This window comes from uncultured Butyricimonas sp. (assembly GCF_959596855.1).
Classification (GTDB): domain Bacteria; phylum Bacteroidota; class Bacteroidia; order Bacteroidales; family Marinifilaceae; genus Butyricimonas; species Butyricimonas muris.
Genome location: NZ_CAUFYA010000004.1, coordinates 124,175 through 150,206 on the forward strand (window position 1 = coordinate 124,175; position 26,032 = coordinate 150,206).

18 protein-coding genes are annotated in these 26,032 nt (G+C 45.2%); 17 read left to right on the plus strand and 1 reads right to left on the minus strand.

What is annotated here, in order from left to right; translation table 11 throughout:
- The first annotated feature begins 17 nt into the window (after positions 1-17).
- The 11 genes from Q5866_RS03230 (at position 18) to Q5866_RS03280 (ending at position 14,020) form a co-directional block, all read left to right on the plus strand.
- Complete coding sequence (locus tag Q5866_RS03230) at positions 18-1,031, plus strand: polysaccharide biosynthesis protein (protein WP_303178752.1); 1,014 nt, start codon at positions 18-20, stop codon at positions 1,029-1,031.
- A 46-nt stretch (positions 1,032-1,077) separates the two neighbouring features.
- Positions 1,078-2,211, plus strand: coding sequence for an NAD-dependent epimerase/dehydratase family protein (locus Q5866_RS03235; RefSeq protein ID WP_303178754.1), 1,134 nt, complete (start codon positions 1,078-1,080; stop codon positions 2,209-2,211).
- A gap of 38 nt (positions 2,212-2,249) precedes the next feature.
- On the plus strand, positions 2,250-3,380 hold the full coding sequence (wecB, locus tag Q5866_RS03240) for a non-hydrolyzing UDP-N-acetylglucosamine 2-epimerase (protein ID WP_303178756.1): 1,131 nt from the start codon (positions 2,250-2,252) through the stop codon (positions 3,378-3,380).
- A 56-nt stretch (positions 3,381-3,436) separates the two neighbouring features.
- The gene (locus tag Q5866_RS03245) at positions 3,437-4,582 is read left to right on the plus strand and encodes a glycosyltransferase family 4 protein (protein WP_303178758.1); all 1,146 of its coding nucleotides are present in this window, start codon (positions 3,437-3,439) and stop codon (positions 4,580-4,582) included.
- Positions 4,583-4,589: 7 nt separating this feature from the next.
- Positions 4,590-5,549, plus strand: a complete 960-nt coding sequence (locus Q5866_RS03250; RefSeq protein ID WP_303178760.1) for an NAD-dependent epimerase/dehydratase family protein — start codon at positions 4,590-4,592, stop codon at positions 5,547-5,549.
- A gap of 27 nt (positions 5,550-5,576) precedes the next feature.
- Positions 5,577-6,530 (plus strand): glycosyltransferase family 4 protein, encoded by a 954-nt coding sequence (locus tag Q5866_RS03255; protein WP_227215919.1) that lies wholly within the window; start codon positions 5,577-5,579, stop codon positions 6,528-6,530.
- Positions 6,531-7,017: 487 nt separating this feature from the next.
- A complete protein-coding gene (locus Q5866_RS03260) occupies positions 7,018-8,142 on the plus strand; it encodes an ATP-binding protein (RefSeq protein ID WP_099293685.1) in 1,125 nt (374 codons plus the stop codon).
- A 28-nt stretch (positions 8,143-8,170) separates the two neighbouring features.
- Positions 8,171-8,914, plus strand: a complete 744-nt coding sequence (locus tag Q5866_RS03265; RefSeq protein WP_227215914.1) for a biotin--[acetyl-CoA-carboxylase] ligase — start codon at positions 8,171-8,173, stop codon at positions 8,912-8,914.
- An 85-nt stretch (positions 8,915-8,999) separates the two neighbouring features.
- Positions 9,000-10,832 carry a DNA topoisomerase IV subunit B gene (locus Q5866_RS03270; protein ID WP_227215913.1) on the plus strand — a complete coding sequence of 611 codons (1,833 nt, stop codon included), beginning with the start codon at positions 9,000-9,002 and terminating at the stop codon, positions 10,830-10,832.
- Positions 10,833-10,915: 83 nt separating this feature from the next.
- The gene (locus tag Q5866_RS03275) at positions 10,916-13,555 is read left to right on the plus strand and encodes a DNA gyrase/topoisomerase IV subunit A (RefSeq protein WP_303178764.1); all 2,640 of its coding nucleotides are present in this window, start codon (positions 10,916-10,918) and stop codon (positions 13,553-13,555) included.
- Between the two features lie 9 nt (positions 13,556-13,564).
- Positions 13,565-14,020 (plus strand): shikimate kinase, encoded by a 456-nt coding sequence (locus Q5866_RS03280; RefSeq protein WP_227215911.1) that lies wholly within the window; start codon positions 13,565-13,567, stop codon positions 14,018-14,020.
- Between the two features lie 236 nt (positions 14,021-14,256).
- Here Q5866_RS03280 and Q5866_RS03285 read toward each other — a convergent pair whose 3' ends face one another.
- Entirely contained in the window at positions 14,257-17,088 is a 2,832-nt protein-coding gene (locus Q5866_RS03285; RefSeq protein WP_292266201.1) for a PD-(D/E)XK nuclease family protein, read from the minus strand.
- A 64-nt stretch (positions 17,089-17,152) separates the two neighbouring features.
- Between Q5866_RS03285 and Q5866_RS03290 the strand changes: the two genes are divergently transcribed.
- The 6 genes from Q5866_RS03290 (at position 17,153) to Q5866_RS03315 (ending at position 26,018) form a co-directional block, all read left to right on the plus strand.
- Positions 17,153-17,716 carry a nitroreductase family protein gene (locus tag Q5866_RS03290; protein WP_303178768.1) on the plus strand — a complete coding sequence of 188 codons (564 nt, stop codon included), beginning with the start codon at positions 17,153-17,155 and terminating at the stop codon, positions 17,714-17,716.
- A 62-nt stretch (positions 17,717-17,778) separates the two neighbouring features.
- Complete coding sequence (locus tag Q5866_RS03295) at positions 17,779-18,351, plus strand: fumarylacetoacetate hydrolase family protein (protein WP_186976300.1); 573 nt, start codon at positions 17,779-17,781, stop codon at positions 18,349-18,351.
- Positions 18,352-18,906: 555 nt separating this feature from the next.
- Positions 18,907-19,473 carry a sigma-70 family RNA polymerase sigma factor gene (locus Q5866_RS03300; RefSeq protein ID WP_227215908.1) on the plus strand — a complete coding sequence of 189 codons (567 nt, stop codon included), beginning with the start codon at positions 18,907-18,909 and terminating at the stop codon, positions 19,471-19,473.
- 98 nt (positions 19,474-19,571) lie between these two features.
- Positions 19,572-20,753, plus strand: coding sequence for a FecR family protein (locus Q5866_RS03305; RefSeq protein ID WP_099293671.1), 1,182 nt, complete (start codon positions 19,572-19,574; stop codon positions 20,751-20,753).
- Positions 20,754-20,832: 79 nt separating this feature from the next.
- Complete coding sequence (locus tag Q5866_RS03310; protein WP_099293669.1) at positions 20,833-24,486, plus strand: SusC/RagA family TonB-linked outer membrane protein; 3,654 nt, start codon at positions 20,833-20,835, stop codon at positions 24,484-24,486.
- Between the two features lie 17 nt (positions 24,487-24,503).
- Positions 24,504-26,018 carry a RagB/SusD family nutrient uptake outer membrane protein gene (locus Q5866_RS03315; RefSeq protein ID WP_227215906.1) on the plus strand — a complete coding sequence of 505 codons (1,515 nt, stop codon included), beginning with the start codon at positions 24,504-24,506 and terminating at the stop codon, positions 26,016-26,018.
- Positions 26,019-26,032: the final 14 nt, after the last annotated feature.

Consider the following 26,032-nt stretch of genomic DNA (forward strand, 5'->3'; position numbering starts at 1 on the left):
TATAAACAGCTACTGCTATGTTTAAAGACAAAATTTTATTGGTTACCGGAGGAACCGGTTCTTTCGGTAATGCTGTATTACAGCGTTTTATAAAATCAGATATCAAAGAAATCCGTATTTTCAGCCGGGATGAAAAAAAGCAGGACGATATGCGTCACCACCTGCAAAATCCCAAGGTGAAATTTTACATCGGTGATGTCCGAGATAAACGTTCAGTGGACAGTGTAATGCAAGGTGTTGATTACATTTTTCATGCGGCAGCCTTGAAACAGGTTCCTTCCTGTGAATTTTTTCCCACGCAGGCAGTTAGAACTAACGTGTTAGGGACAGAAAATGTGCTGGATTCCGCTATCGAACATGAAGTGAAGAATGTGGTTGTTCTGTCTACGGACAAGGCGGCTTACCCGATAAATGCCATGGGAATCAGCAAGGCAATGATGGAAAAGGTGGCGATAGCCAAGGGACGGCAACTGGGAGAGAATGGGACGACAACGATTTGTTGTACTCGTTACGGTAACGTGATGGCAAGCCGGGGAAGCGTGATCCCCTTGTGGGTGGAGCAGATGAAATCGGGTTCATCGGTAACAATAACCGATCCCGGGATGACTCGTTTCATGATGACTCTGGATGATGCTGTGGATTTGGTAATTTACGCTTTTCAACATGGAAATAATGGGGATCTGTTTGTGCAAAAAGCCCCGGCGGCAACACTTGACGTGTTGGTAAGAGCTTTGAAAGAGTTGTATCGTTCCGATGCGGAAGTAAAGGTGATCGGAACTCGCCACGGGGAGAAGTTGTATGAAACATTAGTGACTCGGGAAGAAATGGCAAAGGCGATTGATATGGGGGATTATTACCGGATTCCTTGCGATACGCGGGATTTGAATTATGACAAATATTTCGTAGAGGGGAACGAGGAGATTGCGAAAATTGATGATTATCATTCGCATAATACGAGGAGATTGGACGTGGAGGGAATGAAGCAATTGTTATTGAAGTTACAATTTATACGGGAAGACTTAGGTCTTTAACTTTCGCTTATCAAGATATTTTTCTTTTCAATTAATTACTTTTTACATGATTAAAGTAGGCGTTACGGGGCAAGCCGGTTTTGTCGGTACTCACTTGTCCAATCATTTGGAATTACAACCTAATGTGTTTGAACGTATACCTTTCGAGGACTCGTTTTTCGAGCGAGAAGACCAATTGCGGGCATTCGTGAAGCGTTGTGACGTGATTGTCCACTTGGCTGCTATGAACAGACATCCTGACCCGCGGGTGATTCGAGACACGAATATTCGGTTGGTGAAGCAGTTGATAGAAGTTATGGAACGGGAGGGAGTTACTCCTCACGTGTTATTCTCGTCTTCGATTCAGGAGGAGAAAGATAACGAGTACGGGAAATCCAAACGTGAGGGACGTGCTTTACTTGAAGAGTGGGCACGGCGGAATGGGGCAAGTTTTACGGGGATGGTGGTCCCGAACGTTTATGGTCCTTTTGGAAGACCGAATTATAACAGTTTTATTGCCACTTTCTGTTACAAATTGACGCACGGGGAGATTCCCAAAGTCTTGCAAGACGGGAATGTGAAATTAATACACGTGGGAAGTTTGTGTAACCATGTATTGGGAAAGATACAGGAGATTAAAGAGGGCAATAGAAACATGGTAGAATGTGACGAGGTACCTTGGGATTTCGAGAAAAAAGTGACAGAGATTTTAGCCTTATTGGAGAATTATAAGGAATTGTATTTTGACAAAGGTATTATTCCCGTGTTACGAAACCGGGATGAGGTGAACTTGTTTAATACGTTTCGGAGTTACATAGATCACGGTACTCATTTTCCTGTGAAATTAAAGAAACACGAGGATGAGCGGGGTATTTTTGTGGAGACTATACGCTTGGGAGTCGGTGGGCAGGTATCGTTCTCGACGACGGTTTCTGGGGTGACAAGAGGTAATCATTATCACACGAGAAAGATCGAACGTTTCACGGTGATTCGGGGTAAGGCGAGGATACAATTGAGGAGAGTGGGTTTCGACGAGGTGTTGAATTTTGATCTTGACGAGAAGGATCCTGCTTACGTGGATATGCCGGTGTGGTACACGCACAACATTATGAACACGGGCGAGGAGGAGTTGTACACGCAATTTTGGATTAACGAGTGGTATGACCCGGAGGACGGGGATACGTATTTTGAAAAGGTGTAGGATTTTAGATTTGTGATTCACAATATTAAGATATAACAATGAAAAGGTTGAAAGTTTTAACGGTGGTGGGAACACGACCGGAGATCATACGGCTGGCGTGTGTGTTGCGAAAACTGGATGTCAGTCCGGCTATCGAACACGTATTAGTACACACGGGACAGAATTACGATTACGAGTTGAACGAGGTCTTTTTCGAGGACTTGGGATTACGGAAACCGGATTATTTTCTGAATGCTGCGGGTACAAACGCCACGAGCACGGCAGGACAGATTTTAATAAACATAGATCCCGTGTTGGAAGAGGTGAAGCCGGATACCTTTCTTGTGCTGGGAGACACGAATTCCTGTCTATGCGCCATCGCTGCCAAGAAACGACATATCCCTATTTTCCACATGGAGGCGGGTAATCGTTGTTTCGATCAACGGGTCCCGGAGGAGAGTAACCGGAAGATAGTGGATCATATTTCGGATATAAACATGACATACAGTTCTATCGCTCGGGAATATCTGTTACGAGAGGGATTGCCTGCCGACAGGGTGATCAAGACCGGAAGCCCGATGTACGAGGTGTTACACCAATATTTACCTAAGATTAGGGCTTCCTTGATTTTAGAAGAATTGAAGTTGGAAAAAGGTAAGTATTTCGTTGTTTCCGCTCATAGAGAAGAGAATATCGCCAGTGAGAAGAATTTTTATCATTTGGTAGAAATCTTGAATTTGGTGGCCGAGAAGTATAATTATCCCGTTATCGTGTCAACGCACCCGAGAACTCGGAAGATGGTAGAGAAGAAAGGAGTGGAATTTCATCAGAATGTTTGCTTGATGAAACCTATGGCATTAAGTGATTACAACCAACTGCAATTGAACGCTTTTGCGGTGCTGTCTGATAGCGGTACGATCAGCGAGGAGTCTTCAGTTTTGAATTTTAGGGCATTGAATATCCGGGAGGCGCACGAGCGTCCGGAGGCAATGGAGGAGGCGAGTGTGATGATGGTTGGGTTGAACCCGGAAAGGGTGATGCAGGGATTGGTAGAGTTGGGAAATCAAAACGTGGAAAATCGTAATTTCCGACTTGTGCAAGATTATTCCATGCCAAACGTGAGTGATAAGGTTGTTCGGATAATTCTTTCTTATACAGATTACGTGAAACGGGTGGTTTGGAGTGAATGATGAAAATTCTTATTGTCACGCAATATTTTTATCCTGAGAATTTTAAAAGTAATGATATGGCCTTCGAATTAGTAAAAAGAGGCCATGAAGTTACAGTTTTGACCGGTATTCCGAATTACCCTCATGGCAAGTATTACGAAGGATACGGCTTGTTTCGAAGATGCACGGAGAATATTAACGGGGTAAAGGTGAAGCGAGCTTGGTTATTCCCTAGAGGAAGCGGGGGTGGTTTAAGATTGGCGTTGAATTATTTTAGTTGGGCTTTTTTTGCCTCTTGGAAAGGTTTTATATTATCCTTATTTCACAGCTATGATGTGATTATTGGACACGAACCTTCTCCAATAACTCAGGGAATACCCGCCATCGTTATAAAGAAATTATTGAAAATTCCTTTTTATTTTTGGGTTTTGGATTTATGGCCGGAAAGTTTGGTTTCTGCAGGAGGTGTTCGAAATAAATATGTGTTGAATTTCTTTACTCGAATTACAAAGTTAGTGTATTCAAATTCTGATAGGATATTAATTAGTTCTAGAGGATTTCGGAATTCAATTTTAGAGAAAGGGGAGAATGAGGCAAAATTGGTTTATTTTCCCAATTGGGCGGAAAATATATTCTCTAAATGTAATGAGTGTCGAATACCTGATTTACCATGTGGGTTTAAAATCATGTTTGCCGGTAATATCGGAGAGGCACAGGATTTTGAGCATATCATGCAAGCCGCATTAATGTTGAAAGATGAGAGAGATATTCATTTTATTTTTATTGGAGATGGACGTAAACGTGTTTGGGTGGATGAATTCATGACAAAGAATGAACTACAAGATACTGTACATCTCTTGGGAAGATTCCCTTTGGAGACTATGCCCACTTTTTTCAAACAGGCGGATGTTATGCTTGTGACATTAAAGGACGAATTGATATTTAACGTGACTGTTCCTGCAAAATTGCAAGCATATATGGCCACAGGCAAGCCAATATTGGCGATGTTAAACGGGGAGGGGGCTGAAATAGTGCAGGAGGCTGGATGTGGATACGCTGTTCCAGCCGGAGATTATGAAGGTTTGGTCAGGGAGATAAAAAAAATGAAAGATTTGGAAGTACAAAAACGATTGGCTTTAGGAAAGAGTGGAAAGATATATTGTATGGAAAATTTTTCATTGGAGAATTGCATGGACCGTTTGTGTGAGATTTTAGTGTCTTAAACTAGTGATGAATATTCTTATTACAGGTATCCACGGTTTCGTGGGTTCCAATCTTGTGTTGTCCTTGAAAGAGAGGCATGTTCTTTACGGGTTGGATATTGTTTTTCCTAAAAAGGAGGGGGTGAAGAGGACTTATTCGTGGGAGGAATTGGATAGTATGGAAAGGACTGATACGATTATCCATTTGGCGGGGAAGGCACATGATACGAAAAATGGGGCTGTGGCGGAAACTTATTTCAAGATAAACACGGGGTTAACCCGGGAAATTTTTGATTACTTCATGAAATCTTCGGCCAAGAAGTTTATCTTTTTCAGTTCCGTGAAGGCTGCGGCGGATTTTGTGGTGGGGGATAAATTGACTGAGGAGGTGATTCCGACACCGAAAGGACCTTACGGGGAGAGTAAGATTGCTGCGGAGAATTATATTTTGGAGCGATTGAAAGTTAAAAATGAGGAATTGAGAATGCAAGGGAAGAAGGTGTATATTTTGCGGCCTTGTATGATTCATGGGCCGGGGAACAAGGGAAATTTAAATTTATTGTTTAACGTGGTGAAGAAAGGGATTCCGTGGCCGTTGGGGGATTTCGAGAACAGGAGGTCGTTTACCTCGGTGGATAATCTTTGTTACGTGGTGAACGGGCTGATTGGAAAGGATGTGCCTTCCGGGATTTATCATATGGCGGATGATGAAACGGTATCCACGAATGAATTAATTCGGGTTATGTGTGAAGTGATGCGGAAAAAAACACGTATATGGCATATGAATAAAGGGTTGGTGAAAGATTGTGCTGGATTGGGTACTTTGTTGCATTTGCCGTTGAATCTGGAGCGGTTGAGAAAGTTGACCGAGAATTACGTGGTTTCGAACGAGAAGATTAAGAGGGCGTTGGGGATAGAGCGGATGCCGGTGAGAGCCGTGGATGGGCTTAGAAAGACGATAGAATCATTTATTGATCTTAAATTTTAGATTTACGATTTCAGATTGGGAGTTCAGATGTATTATTTGTTCGTGGTTGTGATGTTATTTGCCTTGGAATTAGTTTATTTTCGGTTGGCGGATAGGTTTAATATTATTGATCGTCCTAACGAGAGAAGTTCGCACACGAGGATCACGTTGCGGGGAGGGGGAATTGTATTTTACTTGGGAGCGTTGGTTTATTTCGCGGCGAGTGGTTTCATGTACCCGTGGTTTATGTTGGGGTTAACATTGATTGCTGGGGTGAGTTTCGTGGATGATGTGCGTTCGGTGTCTTCCGGGTTAAGATTAGGAATACATTTCTTGGCGATGTTGTTAATGTTTTACCAGTGGGGAATGCTGGAGTTGCCTTGGTGGTATTTGCTTGTTGCTTTGGTGATTTGCACGGGGATTATAAATGCTTATAATTTCATGGACGGCATAAATGGAATCACGGGAGGATATAGTTTGGTGGTGCTTTGTGGGTTGGTTTACGTGAATACACGGGTTGTTTCGTTTGTTGAAAGTGATATGATTTACACGATGATAATAGGCGTGGTTGTGTTTGATTTTTTTAATTTCCGGCAGAAGGCAAAATGCTTTGCCGGGGATGTCGGTTCTGTCGGTATCGCCTTTATTATTTTGTTTTTGCTGGGGAAATTAATACTGACGACGGGTGATTTTAGTTATATCATATTTTTAGTAGTCTACGGGGTAGATAGCGTGTTGACGATCGTGCATCGGTTGATGTTGCACGAGAATATAGGATTGCCGCATCGGAAGCATGCATACCAATTGATGGCAAACGAACTGAAAATGCCGCATGTGGTGGTTTCCGCGTTGTATATGTTGGTACAAGGGGGGATTGTTGCGATGTATTTGGCTCTGCCGGAGTTGCATTATGTCTGTTTGGTGGCAAGCTTGGTATTACTTGGTGGGGGATATGTGTGGTTTATGAGAAGGTATTTTAATTTGCATTTAAAGATTGGATAAATAGAGAGAGACGGATTTTCTATTACGGAATTTGTTATGCCTCGGGAAAGCCCGGGGCATTGTTGTTTATTACGTCCTCAACATTGGAATAGCGAAACGTCTTAATGAAATGCAGAAAAAAAACAATAAGAAATTTGTTGAGTTACCCGTGTAGATTCATATCTTAAATCATCCGTATTTCTATCCTGTTGCTAGGGGGATAATATCTCTCCTCCATAGCCTCTTCGTTGCTCAAATATAGCAACCCTATCCCGGCATATTTGTGCTCTGTAGAAGCTTTGGCAGGGCTACGGCAGAAGGGTAGTGTATCCTTGGGAATACCATTGGTTTTCCCAAGGATATTGCTTTCTCGTTCGGGATAATTTAGCCGGGAGTATATGTGATTTCAAACGAAAAATGAACTTACACAAGTTTGTGTTACACAAACTTGTGTAAGTTCAGGAAAAATTCTATCTTTGTTGTAAATATAGCTATTAATAGAGTAATTATGGCAAAAGAATTCATATTTGGAGTTGCGGTAAGCGGGGAGAATTTCATCGGACGAGAAAAAGAGATACACCGTCTTTCCTCTAATTTTAAGAATGGGATAAACACGATCCTCTCTTCCCCGAGGCGTTGGGGAAAAACATCTTTGATAAAGAAAGTGAAAGCGATAGTGGAATCGGATAAATTGCGCGTGATTTATGTTGATATATTTCCTTGCCGGAGCGAATATGACTTTTATAATATGTTTGCCGAGGCTGTTTTGAAACAGACTTCATCTCGTTTTGACGAGTGGAAAGATATTGCTTACGAGTTTATTTCAAGATTAACACCGAAATTCGCGTTTAGCGTGGGACCGGATTCGGATTATTCTGTTTCTTTAGGTATTACGTCAAAAACACATTCGGCAGAGGAAGTTTTGCAGTTGCCGGAGCGCATTGCTCAAAAAAAGGGTATACAGATTGTGATTTGTATCGATGAGTTTCAACAGATCGGAGAGTTTCCCGATTCTGTGATTGTTCAGAAGAAAATGCGTTTGGCGTGGCAGCATAATTCGAGGGTGTCTTATTGTCTTTTGGGAAGTAGAAAACATTTGATGGATGAATTGTTCCAGAAGAGGAGTTTGCCTTTTTATAAGTTCGGGGATATAATTAATCTAAAATTGATTCCGACAGAGGTTTGGGTTCCTTATATATGTAAACAATTCAAAAAAGTTGATAGGGTGATATCAGAAGAGTTGGCTGCTGAGATTTGTCGAATTGTAGAAAATCATTCGTCCTATGTGCAACAGCTGGCTTGGCTTACTCTTTTGGAGACGGAAAAAGTGGCAACACGGGAAGGGGTAGCTCGGGCTTTGAACGAGTTGTTGGACGAGAATACGCCTCTTTTCACGCAACAAACCGAATTGTTGACGACTTATCAAATGAATTTCCTTCGGGCTATTTTGGCTGGGATTCATAAGGAGTTCGGAATAGCTACCGTTCTTTCGGAATACAATCTAGGATCGAGTTCAAATATAAGTAGATTGCGTAAGTCGATGGTAGAAAAAGAATTAGTTGAGTTTCGTCAGGAGGGATATTTTATAGCAGATCCGATTCTTAAAATCTGGCTTGAAAGGCAGAAGTGGTGATTGTTATATTTAAATGTAAAGTGAAATTATGCGTGAATATCAAGTAAGTGGATTTCGGGTATTGGAGTACGAGGAGTTGGATTCGACGAATAATCAGGCGGAGAAGTTGGGATGGAATGTGTTGGAGGATAAAATGGTGGTGATGACACACAGGCAGATGCGGGGACGGGGGCAAGTCGGGAACCATTGGGAGAGTGAACCGGGGAAAAATATTTCGATGACAGTGGTATTGCGACCGGAGGAGTTGTCGGCGGTGGAGCAGTTTGCCGTTTCGATGGTGATTGCCTTGGGGGCTTGCGATTTTATTTCCCGGTACACGGAAGGATGTACCGTGAAATGGCCGAATGATATTTACGTGGGGGATAAGAAAATATCGGGTATTTTGATAGAACACGTTATCATGGGACCGTACGTGGGGGGCTCGTTGTGTGGAATCGGGGTGAATATTAATCAGTCCGGCTTCCTGTCGGATGCACCGAATCCGGTGTCTTTATTTCAACTTATTGGTAAGGAGATTCCAGTGGAACGGGCGTTGGAGGAGCTGTTGGAGTGTATCGGGAAGCGGTACGGACAGGTGTATGATTATGCGGCTTTGGAACGGGATTTCCTGCAAGTGATGTATCGGCGTTCGGGGGTGTTCGATTGGGAGGACGAGAACGGAAGATTCAAGGCGTCTGTCACGGGGATAAACGAATACGGGCAGCTTGTTTTGAAGGATACGGGGGGGATGGAACGGGTTTACGGGTTTAAGGAAATCACGTATCTGTTTTAGATTTACGATTTATGATTTTAAATTTTAGATTTTAGATTTTAAATTGCGGAGTTTTGATTATTTTTGTGCAAAACATGGAGGACATATGGTAGAGAATTATTCGGAAGATTCTATTCGTACGCTGGACTGGAGGGAACATATACGTTTGCGTCCCGGTATGTATATAGGGAAGTTGGGCGATGGTGCAGCGATGGACGACGGAATATATATACTGGTTAAAGAGGTAGTGGATAATAGTATCGACGAGTTCGCGATGGGTGCGGGAAGCGAGATTATTATCACGGTGGAGGAACGTACGGTTTCGGTACGGGACTTCGGGCGCGGGATACCTCTCGGCAAGCTGATTGACGTGTCGTCGAAGATGAACACGGGGGCGAAGTATGATTCCGAGGCTTTCAAGAAATCCGTGGGGTTGAATGGTGTCGGGATAAAAGCGGTGAATGCGCTTTCCGAGAGTTTTATTATACAATCATTCCGGGACGGGGAAACGAAGCGAGTGTGTTATAGCAAGGCGCTGATCGTGGAGGAACGGGAGATTGAACCGACGAATGAGCCGAACGGTACGTTGGTGACTTTTATTGCCGATAAGGAGTTATTCGGGAATTATCACTTCATTTCGGATTATCTGGAATCGATGTTCAAGAATTACGTGTTCTTGAATTCCGGGCTCACGATTGTTTTTAACGGTCAGAAGTTTCATTCGAAACGGGGACTTTATGATTTGTTGTCCGAGAACATGAGTGGTGAGGGGATTTACCCCATTATTCACTTGAAAGGGACGGATATCGAGATGGCAATGACGCACGGGCGGCAGTACGGGGAGGAATATTATTCTTTCGTGAACGGTCAGCACACGACGCAGGGCGGTACGCATCTGATCGCGTTCCGGGAAGCCGTGGTGAAGACCATTCGTGATTTTTACAAGAAAGATTTTGATTTAGCCGATATTCGCACGTCGATTATTGCGGCAATCAGTATAAAGGTACAGGAACCGATGTTTGAGTCACAGACGAAAACTAAACTGGGGTCAAAAGATATTGCCCCGGAAGGACCCTCTGTACGTAATTTTATTATGGATTTCGTGACAAAGGAGTTGGATAACTACTTGCATCGGAATCCGGATACGGCGGAGTTGTTGCTGCGCAAGATCGTGGAAACCGAGAAGGAGCGCAAGGCGATGTCCGGTATACAGAAGATTGCGCGGGAGCGGGCAAAACAGGTGAGCCTGCACAACCGGAAATTGAGGGATTGTCGGGTACATTTTAATTCGAACCACGAGCGGAAGACGGAATCGTCGATATTTATCACCGAGGGAGATTCCGCGAGCGGGTCGATCACGAAGTCGCGGGACGTGAACACGCAAGCCGTGTTCAGTTTGCGAGGGAAACCGTTGAATTCGTTTGGTTTGACTAAAAAAATCGTGTACGAGAACGAGGAGTTCAATCTCTTGCAGGCGGCTTTGAATATCGAGAACGGGATAGAGGAGTTGCGCTATAATAATATCATCATAGCGACGGATGCCGATGTGGACGGGATGCATATCCGTTTGTTGTTGTTGACCTTTTTCTTGCAGTTTTTCCCGGATGTGGTGCGTTCCGGTCATCTTTACATTTTGCAGACCCCGTTATTTCGGGTGCGCAACAAGAAAGAAACACGGTATTGTTACTCCGACGCGGAGCGTGAGAAGGCGATTAAACAACTGGGTCCGAAACCGGAAATCACGCGCTTTAAAGGTTTGGGAGAGATTTCACCGGACGAGTTCGGCGGGTTTATCGGGAAAGATATTCGTCTGGAACCGGTACGCATGACCAAGCAAGACCCTATAGGGACGATTTTGTCTTATTATATGGGTAAAAACACGAGCGAGCGACAAGATTTTATTATTGATAACTTGTACGTGGAGAAGGATGAAATCTAATAATTTTAGATTTTAAATTTTAGATTTAGGAATTGGGATGAGGTGATTCATTTTCAATTTTCAATTTTCAATTTTCAATTTGTATGAGCGAAGAGATAAATAACGAGGAAGTAGAGGATGTGGTGCCTCAAGAACCGGAACATCACGAGGAGAACGGGCGGGTGCGGTCGATTCAGCATCTGTCGGGAATGTTCGAGAAGTGGTTTTTGGATTACGCTTCCTACGTGATTCTGGAACGTGCCGTGCCTTACGTGAACGACGGGTTGAAGCCCGTGCAGCGTCGTATACTGCATGCCATGCGGGAGATGGATGACGGGCGTTATAACAAGGTGGCGAATATCGTGGGGAGCACGATGTCGTATCACCCGCACGGGGATGCTTCTATCAAGGATGCTCTGGTGCAGTTGGGGCAGAAGAATCTGCTGGTGGACTGTCAGGGAAACTGGGGAAATATTCTCACCGGGGACGATGCCGCCGCGGGACGTTATATCGAGGCTCGTTTGTCGAAATTCGCGTTGGAAGTGGCTTTTAACCCGAAGACCACGAATTGGAAATTGTCGTATGACGGTCGCAAGAGAGAGCCGGTCACGTTGCCCATCAAGTTCCCGTTGCTGTTGGCACAGGGAGTGGAAGGTATCGCCGTGGGGTTGGCATCCAAGATATTACCGCATAATTTCAACGAGTTGCTAGATGCTTGCGTGGCTTACCTGCGCGGGGAGGAGTTCGTGTTGTACCCGGATTTCCCGACGGGAGGTATGGTTGACGTGTCGAAATATAATGACGGTCTGCGGGGTGGAAGCGTGAAGATTCGTGCCCGTATCGAGAAAGACGCGGGAAATAAGTTATTGCGTATTACAGAGATCCCTTTCGGGCGTACAACCACGGCATTGATTGATTCAATACTGAAGGCGAACGAGAAGGGAAAAATCAAAATCAAGAAGATTGACGATAACACGGCGGCAAACGTGGAGATTCTGGTACATCTGGCGGCGGGCGTGTCGTCGGACAAGACGATAGATGCTTTGTACGCTTGCACGGATTGCGAGCTTTCCATATCACCGAACTCGTGCGTGATAGAGAACGATAAGCCTGTCTTTATGCCCGTGTCCGACATTTTACGGAAATCGGTGGACGATACGGTTGCCCTGTTGTTGTTGGAGTTGAAGATCAAGTTGGGAGAGTTGGAAACCGATTGGCAATATTCTTCCTTGGAGAAGATTTTTATCGAGGAGCGAATATATAAAGACAAGGAATTCGAGGAGAGCGGATCGGTAGAGGAAGTTGTCGTGCATGTACGCAAGCGTTTGGAGCCGTTTATAGCGCATCTGATTCGTCCCGTGACGGATGATGATATCAAGCAGTTGCTGGAAATCAAGATGAAGCGTATCTTGAAATTCAATTCCGAGCAGGCTGAGAATTATATCAAGGGATTGGAAGATGAGATTGCCCGGGTGAAACACGATATAGAGCATATTATTCCTTACTCGATCGAGTATTACAAGCGAATCAAGGCGAAATACGGCAAGGGACGGGAGCGCCTCACGGAGATTCGTAATTTCGAGAATATAGAGGCAACGAAAGTGGTAGTGGCAAACGAGAAGTTGTATATCAACCGGGAAGAGGGATTTGTCGGTACAGCGTTGAAGAAAGACGAGTTTATCTGCGAATGTTCGGATATTGACGATGTGATTATTTTCCGTAAAGACGGTACCTATTACGTGACGAAGGTGGCGGATAAGCTGTTCGTGGGTAAGGACGTGTTGCACGTGAATGTTTTCAAGAAGAACGACAAGCGCACGATATATAACGTGGCTTACCGGGATGGGAAATACGGGCCGTCGTACGTAAAGCGATTTTGCGTGACGGGGATTACCCGCGACAAGCAGTATAATCTGACCAAAGGGGCGGCAGGTTCCCGCGTACTGTATTTCAGCGCTAACCCGAACGGGGAGGCGGAAGTGATCAAGGTATGTCTGAAACCGAAGCCGGGAATGAAGAAACTGGTTTCCGAGTATGATTTTGCCACGTTGACGATCAAGGGACGTGATTCTCAAGGAAATTTGTTGAGCAAGAATGATATACACAAAATATCGCTGGTACAGAAAGGGGCTTCAACCTTGGGAGGGCGCAAGATATGGCTGGACGAGGACGTGTTGCGTTTGAACACGGACGGTCGGGGACGCTATGTCGGCGAATTCCAAGGAGATGACCGGATACTGGTGGCGAATAAAAACGGTACATATAATACCTCCGATTATGATTTGAGCAACCACTACGAGGAGGGATATCTTGTATTTGAAAAATTTGATTCCGAGAAAGTATGGTCGGCAGTGTTCTTTGATTCCGAGCAGCAATACTATTACCTGAAGCGTTTTCGGTTTGAGGATATGGTGAGAATTACCTCGTTTATCGGGGAGAGTGAAGGTTCCTATCTGGTATGCTTGAGCGGGGAGAAACGTCCCCGGTTCGAGATTGTGTTTGGCGGTCGTTACGAGAATCGTCCGGCGGAAGCGATTGTTGCGGATGAGTTTATCGCGGAAAAGTCATATAAGGCACGAGGTAAGCGTTTGACAACTTACGAGGTGAAGGAGATCCGGGAAATAGAACCTTTAGATAGCGGGGAAGAGGAGAAGCCGGAAGAAGGTGGCACGGATGTCGATTTCGAAATCACGAATCCCGATATGTTGAGTGACGAGTCGCAGATGAAGCTGGACTTCGAGTAATTGACGGTTATGAAATTCTTCATTGTCGGGTATATGGCGAGTGGCAAGACCACGTTCGGGAGGGAATTGGCCGAAGAAAAGGGAATCCCTTTCCGGGATTTGGACTCCCTCGTGGAGGAAAGAGCCGGATGCTGTATACCGGATATTTTTGCTCGTAAGGGAGAGGGGTATTTTCGCGAGTTGGAACGGGATGTCTTGCGAGAGTTTTGTGCCCGGGGGGATGATTTCGTGCTGGCAACGGGAGGGGGAACGGTGTGTTTTTTTGATAACATGGAGCGCATGAATGCGGCGGGACACACGTTATTTTTAGATACGTCTTTGCCTGTGATTATCGGGCGTTTGCGGGAGCAGCGGGCAACACGTCCCCTGTTGGCGGGGCTTTCCGATGAAGAGTTGGAGAGTCACGTGAAAAAGCATCTCGACTCCCGGCTTCCTTTTTATTTGATGGCGAAAGAGAGATTGTAAAGTTTTTCCCGGGTAAACCTACTGAGAGCCTACCGAAGAACTACCCAAGTAATACCGTAATCATACCCTAGCTTCGTTGATGCCGCGATGAATTTGTGGATATTCTATATTTTCCATAGTAGAAAGGTCGTGGAAAAAGCACGGGTGCAAGCTATGTAGGGGATGATTTGGGTAGTTCTTGGGTAGGATTGTGTTGGGACTTCGGTAGGAATGTCTCATTGGTGGGGAGGGCGATGCTATCCTCGTTTACATATCTCGTTATAAGAGCAATGGCGGCATTTTTCCGGGAGTTCCGTTTGGGTGAACGGGACGTCGGGGGAGAATAATTGCTCGAGCAACTCGGTTAGCAGGGCTTGAAATTCCGGTTCGTAAGGTTTGAAACGGTGAATGGGTTCCTTGTTGCATTTCAGCGAGTAGGTATAGTTCGGGGTAAACAGTAGTTTGGTGCTGTATATACCGGGTAAAATAGGGTCTGTACCGGGATTCTCGTGCTCGTACATCATGCAATACAACAGGGTTTGGAAAGCTGCTTTGTTGCGTTGCCTGTTGTTGGAGTCAAAGATAGAAGGGAGGTCTTTGAATTCGGTCTTGTCTGCCCCGGTTTTATAGTCGATGACTCGTGTTCCCCGGTCTGTCCGGTCTACCCGGTCGATATCTCCTTCCACGTGAATGACAAGCGGGTGCTCGAGCGTGTTAATCTCGAGTGACATCCGGTATTTCCTCTCCATGGAAATCAGCTGGAAGGGGCATAGGGTTTTATCGTATTCAAGGACTTTTTTCACGTACTTTTTCACGACGGAAAGTACAAGTTCGTTCGCACCGCTTTCGAGCATGCGCGATACCGTGGAGTCGTATAGTTGCAGGTAGGACTGGCGAATATGTTCCTCTATCAGTGTGTCATTTTGCATCAAGGAGTCGAGCCCCTCTTCCGTGATTTCGCCATTCGGGAAGGTTTGGTAGAGGGATTGGGTGCTCTGGTGGAATATGGTACCTAGCAGCCGTTGGTCGAGTTCCTCGGCTATCTCTTCTTTCTCTTTAATTCCGGCGATATATTTAAAATAGAATTTCAGATGACATTCCATGTAAGTGTTTAGTGCCGACGGGGAGATTCCTCGTTCGTCGGGAAGCGTGTAGCGATGCAATTTTTCCAGAATGGCCTTGTTTTTCGAGATGGAAATAACAGGATTGTCCTGCACGGAAATATTATTTTGGAAATGGGTTTCCCGGATGGGTAAGCCCGATTCGTATTTCATCTGGTAAAGAAAACGGCTCATTTCCCCGCTAGTCATTCCCTTGGTAACATCCGTGTAAAGGATTTTCACGTGTTCTGCCCGTTGCAGCAAACGATAGAAATAATACGCGAACAGGGCATCCATGTGTTCCGGTGTAGGGAGCCCGAATCCCAGACGCAAGTTATACGGGATAAAGGACGAGGCGTGTCCGCTTTTCGGGAGGACGCCTTCGTTGGCGGAGAGGATAATCAAGTTTTTGAAATCCAGCATACGGGTTTCCATGAGTCCCATGATTTGCATGCCTTCCAGCGGTTCGCCGGAGAAAGGAATGGATATTCCTTGCAGGATTTTGTTGATGACCTGTAGATAGAATTTGTCTTCCGGGACGATGTTTTCTTCCCGGAACGTGTTTTGTATCCCCTGTATGGCGGTGAAGACCGTGAAAAGAAATTCTTTCTCGATAGCCAGTCCTTCCTGTTCTTCCGGTCGGAAGGCGGCAATCATTTTTTTCAAGATATTCAGAAGGTAGTCCGGCAGGCTTTCCGTGGAGGAAGAAAAGATGGTGCGGGTGATGTCGCTGAATTGGAGGCTTTTTTCTGCCACGTACACGATGTTGTTCGTGTTGATGTAGTTCGTGATTTCCGGGATGTCATTCGGGCAACTGCTTTTAATCAGTTTATGGTTGAGAAGGGCGATGACCGGTTTGTAGTAATAGTGCGTGGCGCCGTCCACTTGCTTGGCGTAACGTTTTAGGTCGCCCAGCATGCCGATTAGTGCTGCCACGGAGGTGTTTTGTGCCGGATACCCCATGGTAATATTGATTTTGTCAATCGAGTGAGGGATTGAATGAATCACGGGGGTGAGCAGCGTTTCGTCGCAAAGGACGATAGCCGTGTCGGTATATGTCTTTCGAAGTTGGGGATGGAGTTGCTCCACGAGCACTGGAAGTAGTTTGGCTTGTCCGATGGTGGAGGGAACGGAGATGTATTCTACCTCTTTATTGTTGTAGCGAAAGTTGTTGAAATGTTCCAGTCCCAAGGCGTTGGGAAACAGTTTCATGTTTTCCCGGATATAGTGTCCCGCCTCGTGATTTTCGTTTGCCGAGTAATAGAGGTCATAATCCCAGTAAAAAGATGCTTGCCCGCTGTCCCGAAAGTGGGAGAATATTCTTTTTTCACACTGGTTCAAGGCATTGAACCCGGCGAAAATGAGTTGTTTGTCCGTGTGGTAGTGGGATAACCGTTCGCAGAACAGTCGCTGCCCCATACCCTCGTAACAAAGGTTTTCCCCGGTTAGTTTTGCCTTGAAATTTTTGTAGGTAGGATATAATTTATCCCACACGTTAAGAAATTCCTGTTGTTCCCGGCTGTATTTTTCGCCATTGAAACTACGCCAGAAGCTCTGGATAAATTCTATTTGTTCGGGAGTGAGGTAAGGGAATGCGTTCTCGATTTCCTTTAATGCCGTGATGTTGGAGAAGAGGTCTTTGGCGTCCACGAGGTATTTGTCGATATCGTCGAAATCCCCTAGTAACATGTTTCCCCAGAAATAGAAATCGTCGAATCGTTCCGTGGTACCGGAATATTCTTGGTACGTTTTGTAGAGTTTTATAATAAGGGGTAATTCTTCCGCTTTTTTCAGTCCGGTTTGTCGTTCGATAAATTCTCCAAGCGTGAGGATTTCGGGCATCCACACGGGTTTAGTGATCAGGTGCGCCAATTCTTCGGCAAGAAAGAGTCCTGCCCGTTTGTTCGGGAACAGAATGGTCAGGTTGTCAAATTCATGCCCGTATTTTTGAATCAAATCTTTTGCTAGCAATTGGAGAAACGAATTCATATTTTATTATTATTTTTGTTTCGGAACAAATTTACAATTTATATATCAAAATCTGTTCGGATTTATGTTGAAAGAATTGCTATTGAAAAACAGGAGTTATCGTCGGTTTTACCAAGATGTTTGGATTTCCCGGGAGGAATTGCTCGAATTCGTGAAACTGACTCGTTATTGTGCTTCAGGGAGGAATGCGCAAGCGTTGAAATATAAGCCGGTTTCAGACGCAGCGATGTGTGGAAAAGTGTTTCATACGTTAGCTTGGGCGGGATATTTGAAGGATTGGGACGGTCCGGAGGAAGGCGAGCGTCCATCGGCTTATCTGATCCAGTTGTTGGATACCTCTATCGTGGAGAATTGCCTGTGTGACGACGGGGTTCAAGCGCAGACCATTTTGCTGGGAGCGGTGGAAGAAGGGTATGGCGGGTGTATTATCAAGGCATTCAAGAACGAGGCTTTGCGGGAAATATTACAATTGCCGGAACATTTAAAGATTATGTACGTGATAGCCCTCGGCAAGCCGAAGGAAACGGTGGTGCTCGAACCGATGAAAGACGGGGATTTCAAGTATTGGCGGGAGGCGAACGGGACGCATCATGTACCCAAAAGAGAAATAGATGATTTAGTGATTTAAGATTTATGATTTTAGATTGGGAGATTGAATATTTTTGAGGTTCAATCTTTGGGTTCACGGTTATGAAATTACTTTGCGCGGAATATAATGCTTCGGGAGAAGTGGCTTATGACGTTATCGGGGATAACGCTTTGTTAAGGAATAATGATGATTTCTATATTCCGGCGTTTGCTGGGGAATTGAGTTGTGTCCCACAGATCGTTTTACGGGTGGGGAAGATTGGTAAGCATGTGTCGGAGCGTTTTGCCGGGCGTTATTATGATGAGATCGGCGTTGGTATCCGATTCTATGCGGATGATTTCGGGCGGAGATTGGCGGGCATGGGGTTACCTGCTGTCATGGCTTATGGTTTTGACGGGGCTGCCGCGGTATCCGTGTTAAAAAAGTGCGATTCGGGGTTGCGGGATGTCGAGTATAGTTTTCGGGTAAACGAGTTGGAAGTTTTCCGGAGGAAGATGAACGACCTTCCTTTGCTGCCGGAAAAATTGATTGCCGGTATGTCTGAATATTGTATGTTGAAAATTGGGGATTTAGTCTATTGTGGAAATTCTTTCCGCCAAAAAGAATTGAAAATCGGCGATCGCCTTCAGATGTTTTTGGGTGAAGATTGTTTGTTGGATTTTCATATAAAGTAATATTGGGGATATATAATTGATTTCCGACGAGAACCCGTGGAGAATTCGATGTATTCCCTTATCAAAGACGAATCACTTTCGTTTCACTCCCGTATCAAAGACGTTCGGGGACGTGATTGAAGCGGGAGTGACAGGTTAGAGAAAGGAAATTATACTATTTTTAGATAGATAATTGTAGTGGATTGTGGGGATTATTGCCTGAATGCTGTTCATGGCGTTTTTTGGGGTGTTTGTGAAAATACATCGGGTATTTGTGAAAAACAGTTGGAGAAGAGGGTGGGTAGGTGTTATCTTTACAGTATTGTTTTATCATGTAAATGTTTTTAACGATGGATTTTAATTCGGGATAGTCACGGATGGCAGGCCATTGGTTTGTCGGGGAAATTAATATCGAGGGGATATCATGTGGTCGTATTCGGAATAACTTTGGTATTTTTGAGAGGTAGAAATTCTTTTTGTTATTGTTTTTTCTTTTATATTAATTACTTTTGTTGTAAATGAACGAGGATAAGAGGTTCGTTTCGTGGTATTCTGTATTGTTATAATAATATATTTATGACTGGTGATATAGTATCGGATATAAGAATGGGGGATAAAAAAGCTTTCCGGGTATTTTTTGAAGATTACTATCCGGTGCTTTATTCTTTCGCCATGAAATATATCCGGGATACGGATGCCGGTCGGGACGTGGCTCAGGATGTGCTGTTGAAATACTGGGAAACAAAGGAGGAGTATTTTACTTTATCGGAGGTGCGGGGATTCCTGTATGTATCGGTACGAAATCGTTGTTTTAATTTGTTGAAAAAATCACGGGTGGAGGAACGGTATATACAAGAGATGCTTCAAGCGGGAGCGGAGTCCTACGAGGAGGACGAGATCGAGAATGAGGTTTTGTTGTTGTTGTACAAGGCCGTGAACGCGCTCCCGACGCAAATGCGCCGCATTATCACGAGTTCGATGGCGGGAAAACGGAATGCGGAGATTGCCGAGGAAATGGGAATTGCCGATGGTACGTTGCATACCTTGAAAAAGATTGCCTACCAGAAATTGCGACAAGCGTTAAAAGATATATTCATCCTTTTATTCTTTTTTCTTTTCCTTTTAAATCAGTTGTTTAGATAATAAGTGTAATTTTTTTTCAAAAAAAACGCTATTTTCATTACCCCTAAATGCAATTGAAGTTGTAGTGAGAATATAAAACTAGAATTGTATTTATAGTAATGGAAACTGAAGAACAAAAAAGAAAAATTATAAAAGCTATCGCGGCTCACTTGGCAAATGTGCCTACCGAAGAGGAGGACTTGTTGCTGAAGGAGTGGCGAGCTGCATCCGAAGAGAACGAGGCTCTTTTCCGGCGTTTCGCGGAGGAGGGATTTGTCGGGCGGAAATTGGAGCGTATGGCGGAAGCTGACGTGAAGTCTGCGTGGTACTTGATGGAGAAACGGGTTGACAGGAAGAGGATGGAGGAAAGGCGTCGTCGGTCGCGGGTATACATGAGTTATGCTGCGGTAGCTGCCGGGATATTGTTGGTTATAACACTGGCGTATGTACTTCAGCCTTCAGTACAAAAGAAAGAGGTGATAGCGCGGCAGGAGATAAACGTGAGCAAAGAGGCACATTTGGTATTGGGGGACGGGCGTATCGTGAAGATTGATAAGAACGGGAATCAAGCTATTGACGAGAGCGGGGGTGTAACCATATACAAGGAATCCAATCATTTGGACTACTCGCGGAGCAATGAAGGGGAGGATACCATAGTCGTGTACAATGAAATGCATACGTTGAACGGGATGGAATATATGATGATTCTGGCGGACGGTACCCGGGTGTTCTTGAACGCGGAGAGTAAATTGCGTTATCCGGTCAGGTTCCATGGCGAACGGGTGGTTGAATTTGAGGGAGAAGGTTATTTCTGCGTGGCAAAGGATTCTTTGCATCCTTTTATCGTGAAAACGAAAGGGATGGACGTGAGAGTGTTAGGTACGGAATTTAATTTGCGGGCGTATGATGACGAAAATTCTTTTGAAACCACGTTGGTGAAAGGGCGGGTTGCCGTGAAAAGCGGTGAACACGAGCACGAGATTGTACCCGGGGAACAGGTCGTGTACGAACGGGTTTCCGGTTTGTTGAACACGCGTGAGGTGGACGTGAGCCTTTACACGGCTTGGCATCATGCGGAAATCAAGTTCAAAGATACGTCAATGGAACGGGTTGCCCGTAATTTAGCCCGTTGGTACGGGGTGAAGTTCGAGTTCTTGGATGAAGAATCGAAGCGGGTAGAATTGGGCGGATGTATCAACCGGTACGAGAATATCGCTCCCATCCTCGATATGTTAAGACGGACGGAGTTGGTAAATGTTGTGTTGGAAAATAATACGGTTTACGTGTCTATAAAAAAATAACACGTGGGGAATTGGAGCTCGCCACGTGTTTGTTTGTTACAATTAATTAAAGTATGTTGAACTTTAATCTTACAAATGTATGAAAAAAAACGAAGGAGGTATCTCTTTGTTTACGAAAAAATTACTAAAAGAAAGTTCGAAAGCGAGAGGTAAGTTGTTTATTTTGTTGTTGGGGGGGATTCTGGTCACGCATCCTGTTCTGGCACAAAATAAAAATGTAACGCTCAAGATGACGAAAGTGAATCTTGAGCAGGTGATCTGGGAAATCCAGAAGCAGACTGTTTACGTGTTCATGTACGGGGCACAGGATGTGAAGACTGTCGTGAACTTGAACGTGGACGTGAAGAATCGTCCGGCCTTGCAGGTGTTGGATTCATGTTTGAAGGCAACCAACCTGACCTACACGGTGAACGGGAATAACGTGGTGATCAAGAAAAAAGAGGTCGCCAAGCAAGAACCCCCGAAAAAAGTCACGATCACGGGGACGGTGAAGGATGAACATGGTGAAGTACTTCCGGGTGTCGCTGTCGTCGTGAAGGGTACGGGAACCGGTGCCGCCACGGATATTGACGGTAATTTCAAGTTCGAGGCTGACCGGGTGTCCGGCATGATTTTACAATTTTCGTTCGTGGGAATGGAAACACAGGAGATTCCTTACACGGGACAAAAGAGTTTATCGATTGTCATGAAGGACAAATCCTTGCAGGTGGACGAGGTGGTAGTTACCGGGTACCAGAAGATTGACCGTCGGCTGTTCACGGGGTCTGCCGACATCGTGAAAGCAGCCGATTTGGCGGTGGCGGGTTCCAATGACGTGGGACGTATGTTACAGGGAAAATCTTCCGGGGTACAGATTCAGAACGTGTCGGGTTCTTTTGGTGCGGCACCGAAGATGAGGGTACGCGGGGCGTCGTCCATTTACGGCGACCAGAAGCCGCTGTGGGTGGTGGACGGTATCGTGCTGGAAGATGTCGTGGACGTTTCGGCTGATGACTTGGCTTCGGGAGATGCTGCCACGTTGATCAGTTCGTCGGTCGCGGGGGTGAACTCGGATGATATCGAGAATATACAGATTTTGAAAGATGCTTCCGCGACGGCTCTTTACGGGGCTCGTGCCATGAACGGGGTTGTCGTGATCACGACGAAACGGGGAAGTAAAGGTTCGATGCGGGTGAGTTATTCCGGGGAGTTCACGATGCGGGTGAAACCGATGTACCAAGAATATAATATCATGAATTCCCAGCAGCAGATGATGTTTTACCGGGATTTGGAAGAAAAAGGCTGGTTGAATTACGCGGACGTTTCCCGTGCGGCTAAAGGAGGTGTGTATCGTAAGATGTACGATGCTTTGGATAATTATGACCCGCAGGTCGGGTTTGAGTTACAGAATACGCCTGAGGATAGAATGCGTTATTTGTCGAAATATGAAAAGGTGAACACGGATTGGTTCGGGATATTGTTCAAAAATTCCATACAACAGAGTCATTCGGTTAGTTTTTCCGTGGGATCGGAGAGAAGCAGTTTTTTCGCTTCTTTGAGTTTTTTCAACGATCCGGGATGGACGATCGGGGATAACGTTTCCCGTTACACGGCCAATATGAATTCATCCTTTGATATAAATAAATATTTGAAATTCAATTTCCTGACAAGTCACTCTTATCGTAAACAAAGGGCTCCGGGTACGATAGGACGTGAAACCGATCCGGTGAACGGTTCGATATCGCGTAATTTTGACTTGAACCCGTTTAGTTTCGCGCTGAATACGAGTCGCACGATGCGTCCTTATGACGAGAACGGGGACCCGGAATATTACGTGATGAATTACGCCCCGTTTAATATTATACAGGAGTTGAAGTTGAATTATCTGGATATTGATATGCTGGATTCGAAATTTCAAGCCGAATTTGAAATTCGCCCGCTGGACGGGTGGGATATCAAGTTACTGGGTGCAGTACGGTTCGTGAAGTCCACGCGGGAGCATAAAATTAAAGAAGGCTCCAATCTGGCGGAATGTTATCGCGCTGATTATGACGCAACGGTGCGCGGTAGTAACAATTTCCTGTATAATGATCCGAGTACTCCCGGGTTGCCGGCTATCTCCGTGTTGCCGCAGGGGGGATTTTATAACCGGACGGACAACCGGTTGTTAAATTATTATTTTCGGGCGACGACCAATTATTCGGGAATGATTGCGGAGAGGCACATGTATAATGTGATGGCGGGAATGGAAATGCGGAGTACCAATCGTCGGGAAACGTACTCTAAAGGTTTCGGTATCCAGTATGACCGGGGAAATGTTCCTTTTATAGATTACCGGATTATCAAACAAATTCTGGAGCGGAACGATCAGTATTTCGGGTTGGAGAACGCGTATGATCGTTTTGTTGCCATGTTTTTAACCGGAAGTTTTTCATGGGCGGGAAAGTATACGTTAAACCTAACCGGGCGTTATGACGGTTCGAATAGAATGGGACAGGCTACTTCTTCCCGGTGGTTGCCCACGTGGAATGTCAGTGGGGCTTGGAACGTGAAGGAAGAGTCTTTTATGCAGGATATAGATAATATCTCTTTGCTGACGTTGCGTGCCACGTATGGTCTGACGGCAAGTATGGGACCGGCGACGAACGCGAAGGCCGTGTTCATGGGGGATGTTTCTTTCCGTCCCACGCAGGCAGAGAAGGAAAATCAGATCGTGATTCACTCTTTGGAAAATTCGGAATTGACTTGGGAGAAACAATACGAGTTGAATCTGGGGGCAGACCTCGGTCTTTGGAATAACCGGGTGAGCGTGAGTACGGACGTTTATTTCCGTAACGGGTTCGATCTGATCGGTATCCTGCGCACGATGGGTATTGGCGGGGAGTCGTTAAAATATGCCAATTACGCGGATATGAAGTCCAATGGGGTGGAGTTGACGATTAATACTAAAAATATGATCCGACCGAAATTCTCGTGGACAACCAATCTGACATTTGCTTACAATAGGAATGAAATCACGAATCTGGCTTCCAATTCACAAGTGATGCAATTGATATCACCGAGTGGGGCGCCCATGGAGGGAAAGCCTGTCAGGGGTGTGTACGCTATCCCGTTTAAAGGTTTGAATAGTCAGGGATTGCCGACTTATTTGAATCAGGATCATGAAGTTACGGTGTCGGATTTGAACCTGCAAGAAGTTCAGAAGACCGATTTCTTGAAATACATGGGGTCAGCGGATCCGAAGTTCACGGGAGGTTTCGATAATTCATTCAAGTATGGAGATTTCCGTTTAGCCGTGTTTTTTACTTACCAGTTCGGGAGTAAGATTTGGCTGGATCCTGTTTTTAAATATCGTTACTATGATAATGAAGCTATCCCGAACGAGTTTGCCGATCGTTGGATGGCTGCCGGAGACGAAAAATATACAAAGATACCGGCTATAATTTCTCATCGTCAATACAAGAATAGTCCTGAATTGGAGTTAGCATATAATGCCTATAATTATAGCACGGAACGTGTGGCAAAAGGCGATTTTATCCGCTTGAAAGAGGTCACGCTTAGTTATGATATACCCAAGGATTGGATAAAAGGATGGAAAATCGAGAATCTTTCCTTCAGGGTTTCAGCGTCGAATTTGTGTATTCTATATGCCGATAAAAAATTGAAAGGTCAGGATCCCGAGTTTGCTCGTTCCGGCGGTGTCGCTTTACCTGTACCAAGGCAATTTACTTTGGCTGTGAAACTAGGGTTTTAATTAATAACGAGATATTTATGAGATCGTATATTTTTATTATATTATTGTTTTCGACTCTTTTTCTCGGCTGTGAGTCATTTTTGAGTGAGGTGCCCGATGACCGTACCGAGTTGAAGGACGTTGAGTCGATCAAGGCCTTGTTGGTTTCGGCATACCCGGAGGGACATTATATGCTGCAAGGCGAGTGGATGAGTGATAACGCTGACGATAAGGGTACGTGGCAGGTTTCCGTGTATCCGCAGATGCAGGAAGAGGCTTATAAATGGGAGGAAAACACGACCAACGATTATGATTCACCCACGAAATACTGGGATGCTTGTTATCGTGCCATTGCTGCGGCGAATCACGCGCTGGAAGCCATTGATAACCTTGGAAATACCCCGGAACTTCAACCGTACAGGGGAGAAGCGCTCGTCGCGAGGGCATACGCTCATTTCATGCTGGTCAATTTCTGGGGGAAACATTATAACCCGGCGACGATGGCAAGTGATTTAGGCGTGGCTTACGTGGAAAAACCGGAAAAGGAGGCTCTCGTGATTTATACCCGTAACACGGTGAAAGAGGTGTACGAGTTTATCGAGCGTGACTTGACGGAAGGTTTGCCTCTGTTGCGAGACAACGCTTACGATGTTGCCAAATACCATTTCACGAAGGCTGCCGGGGCGGCGTTTGCAGCCCGTTATTATCTGTATCGCGGTGATTCGTGGGATAAGGTACAGGCGTATTGCACGGAGGTTTTGGGAGAAGGAACCGGGTACAAAGATTTGTTGAGAAATTACACGCAGAATTATTTGCCCGTGTCTTCGAACGTGATCGAGTACATGAAATTGTACACGAATTACGGGGAACCTGCCATATTGTTGTTGACCAACGGGGTTTCCATCTGGTGGCGGGCGGAGAGTTTCTCCCGTTACGGGCTTTCGTTGAGCAAGAAGAACGAAATATTCCCGGATAACGATCCGGTATGCGGCGGGAAATTGATCTATCCGATTTTCGGCGCAGCGCCGACTTACGTTTTGTACAAATCATACGAGTATTTCAAGAACACGTATCCCGGATCGACAACAGGGCGTCCCTATGTTTTTTGCGTGGCTTTCTCGATGGAAGAAGTGGCGTTGAACCGGGCGGAAGCCTACACGATGACAAAGGATTATGACAAAGCTCTGGCGGATATTAACCTGTTTCTGAGTACGCGCATTACCAGTTATAACCCGACTTCTCATACCGTGACGTTGGAAAAAATCAAACGTTTTTACGGGGAACAGAAGAATGGCGTGGAATTGGAACCATGGTATAAAGATCAGATAGATGCAGACCAGATGCTGGTGTTGAAATATATCACTGATCTGAAGCGGAGAGAGTTTTGCTCGGAAGGTATGCGTTGGTTTGATGTCAAACGCTTCAATATAGAAGTGACACACAAGGAATACGGAACACAGAATAAGTATATTCTGACCAAGGACGATCCCCGGCGATTGTTGCAGGTTCCGGTAACAGCGGTAAGTTATGGGATGGAACCGAATCCCCGTTAATGGATAAATCGGAT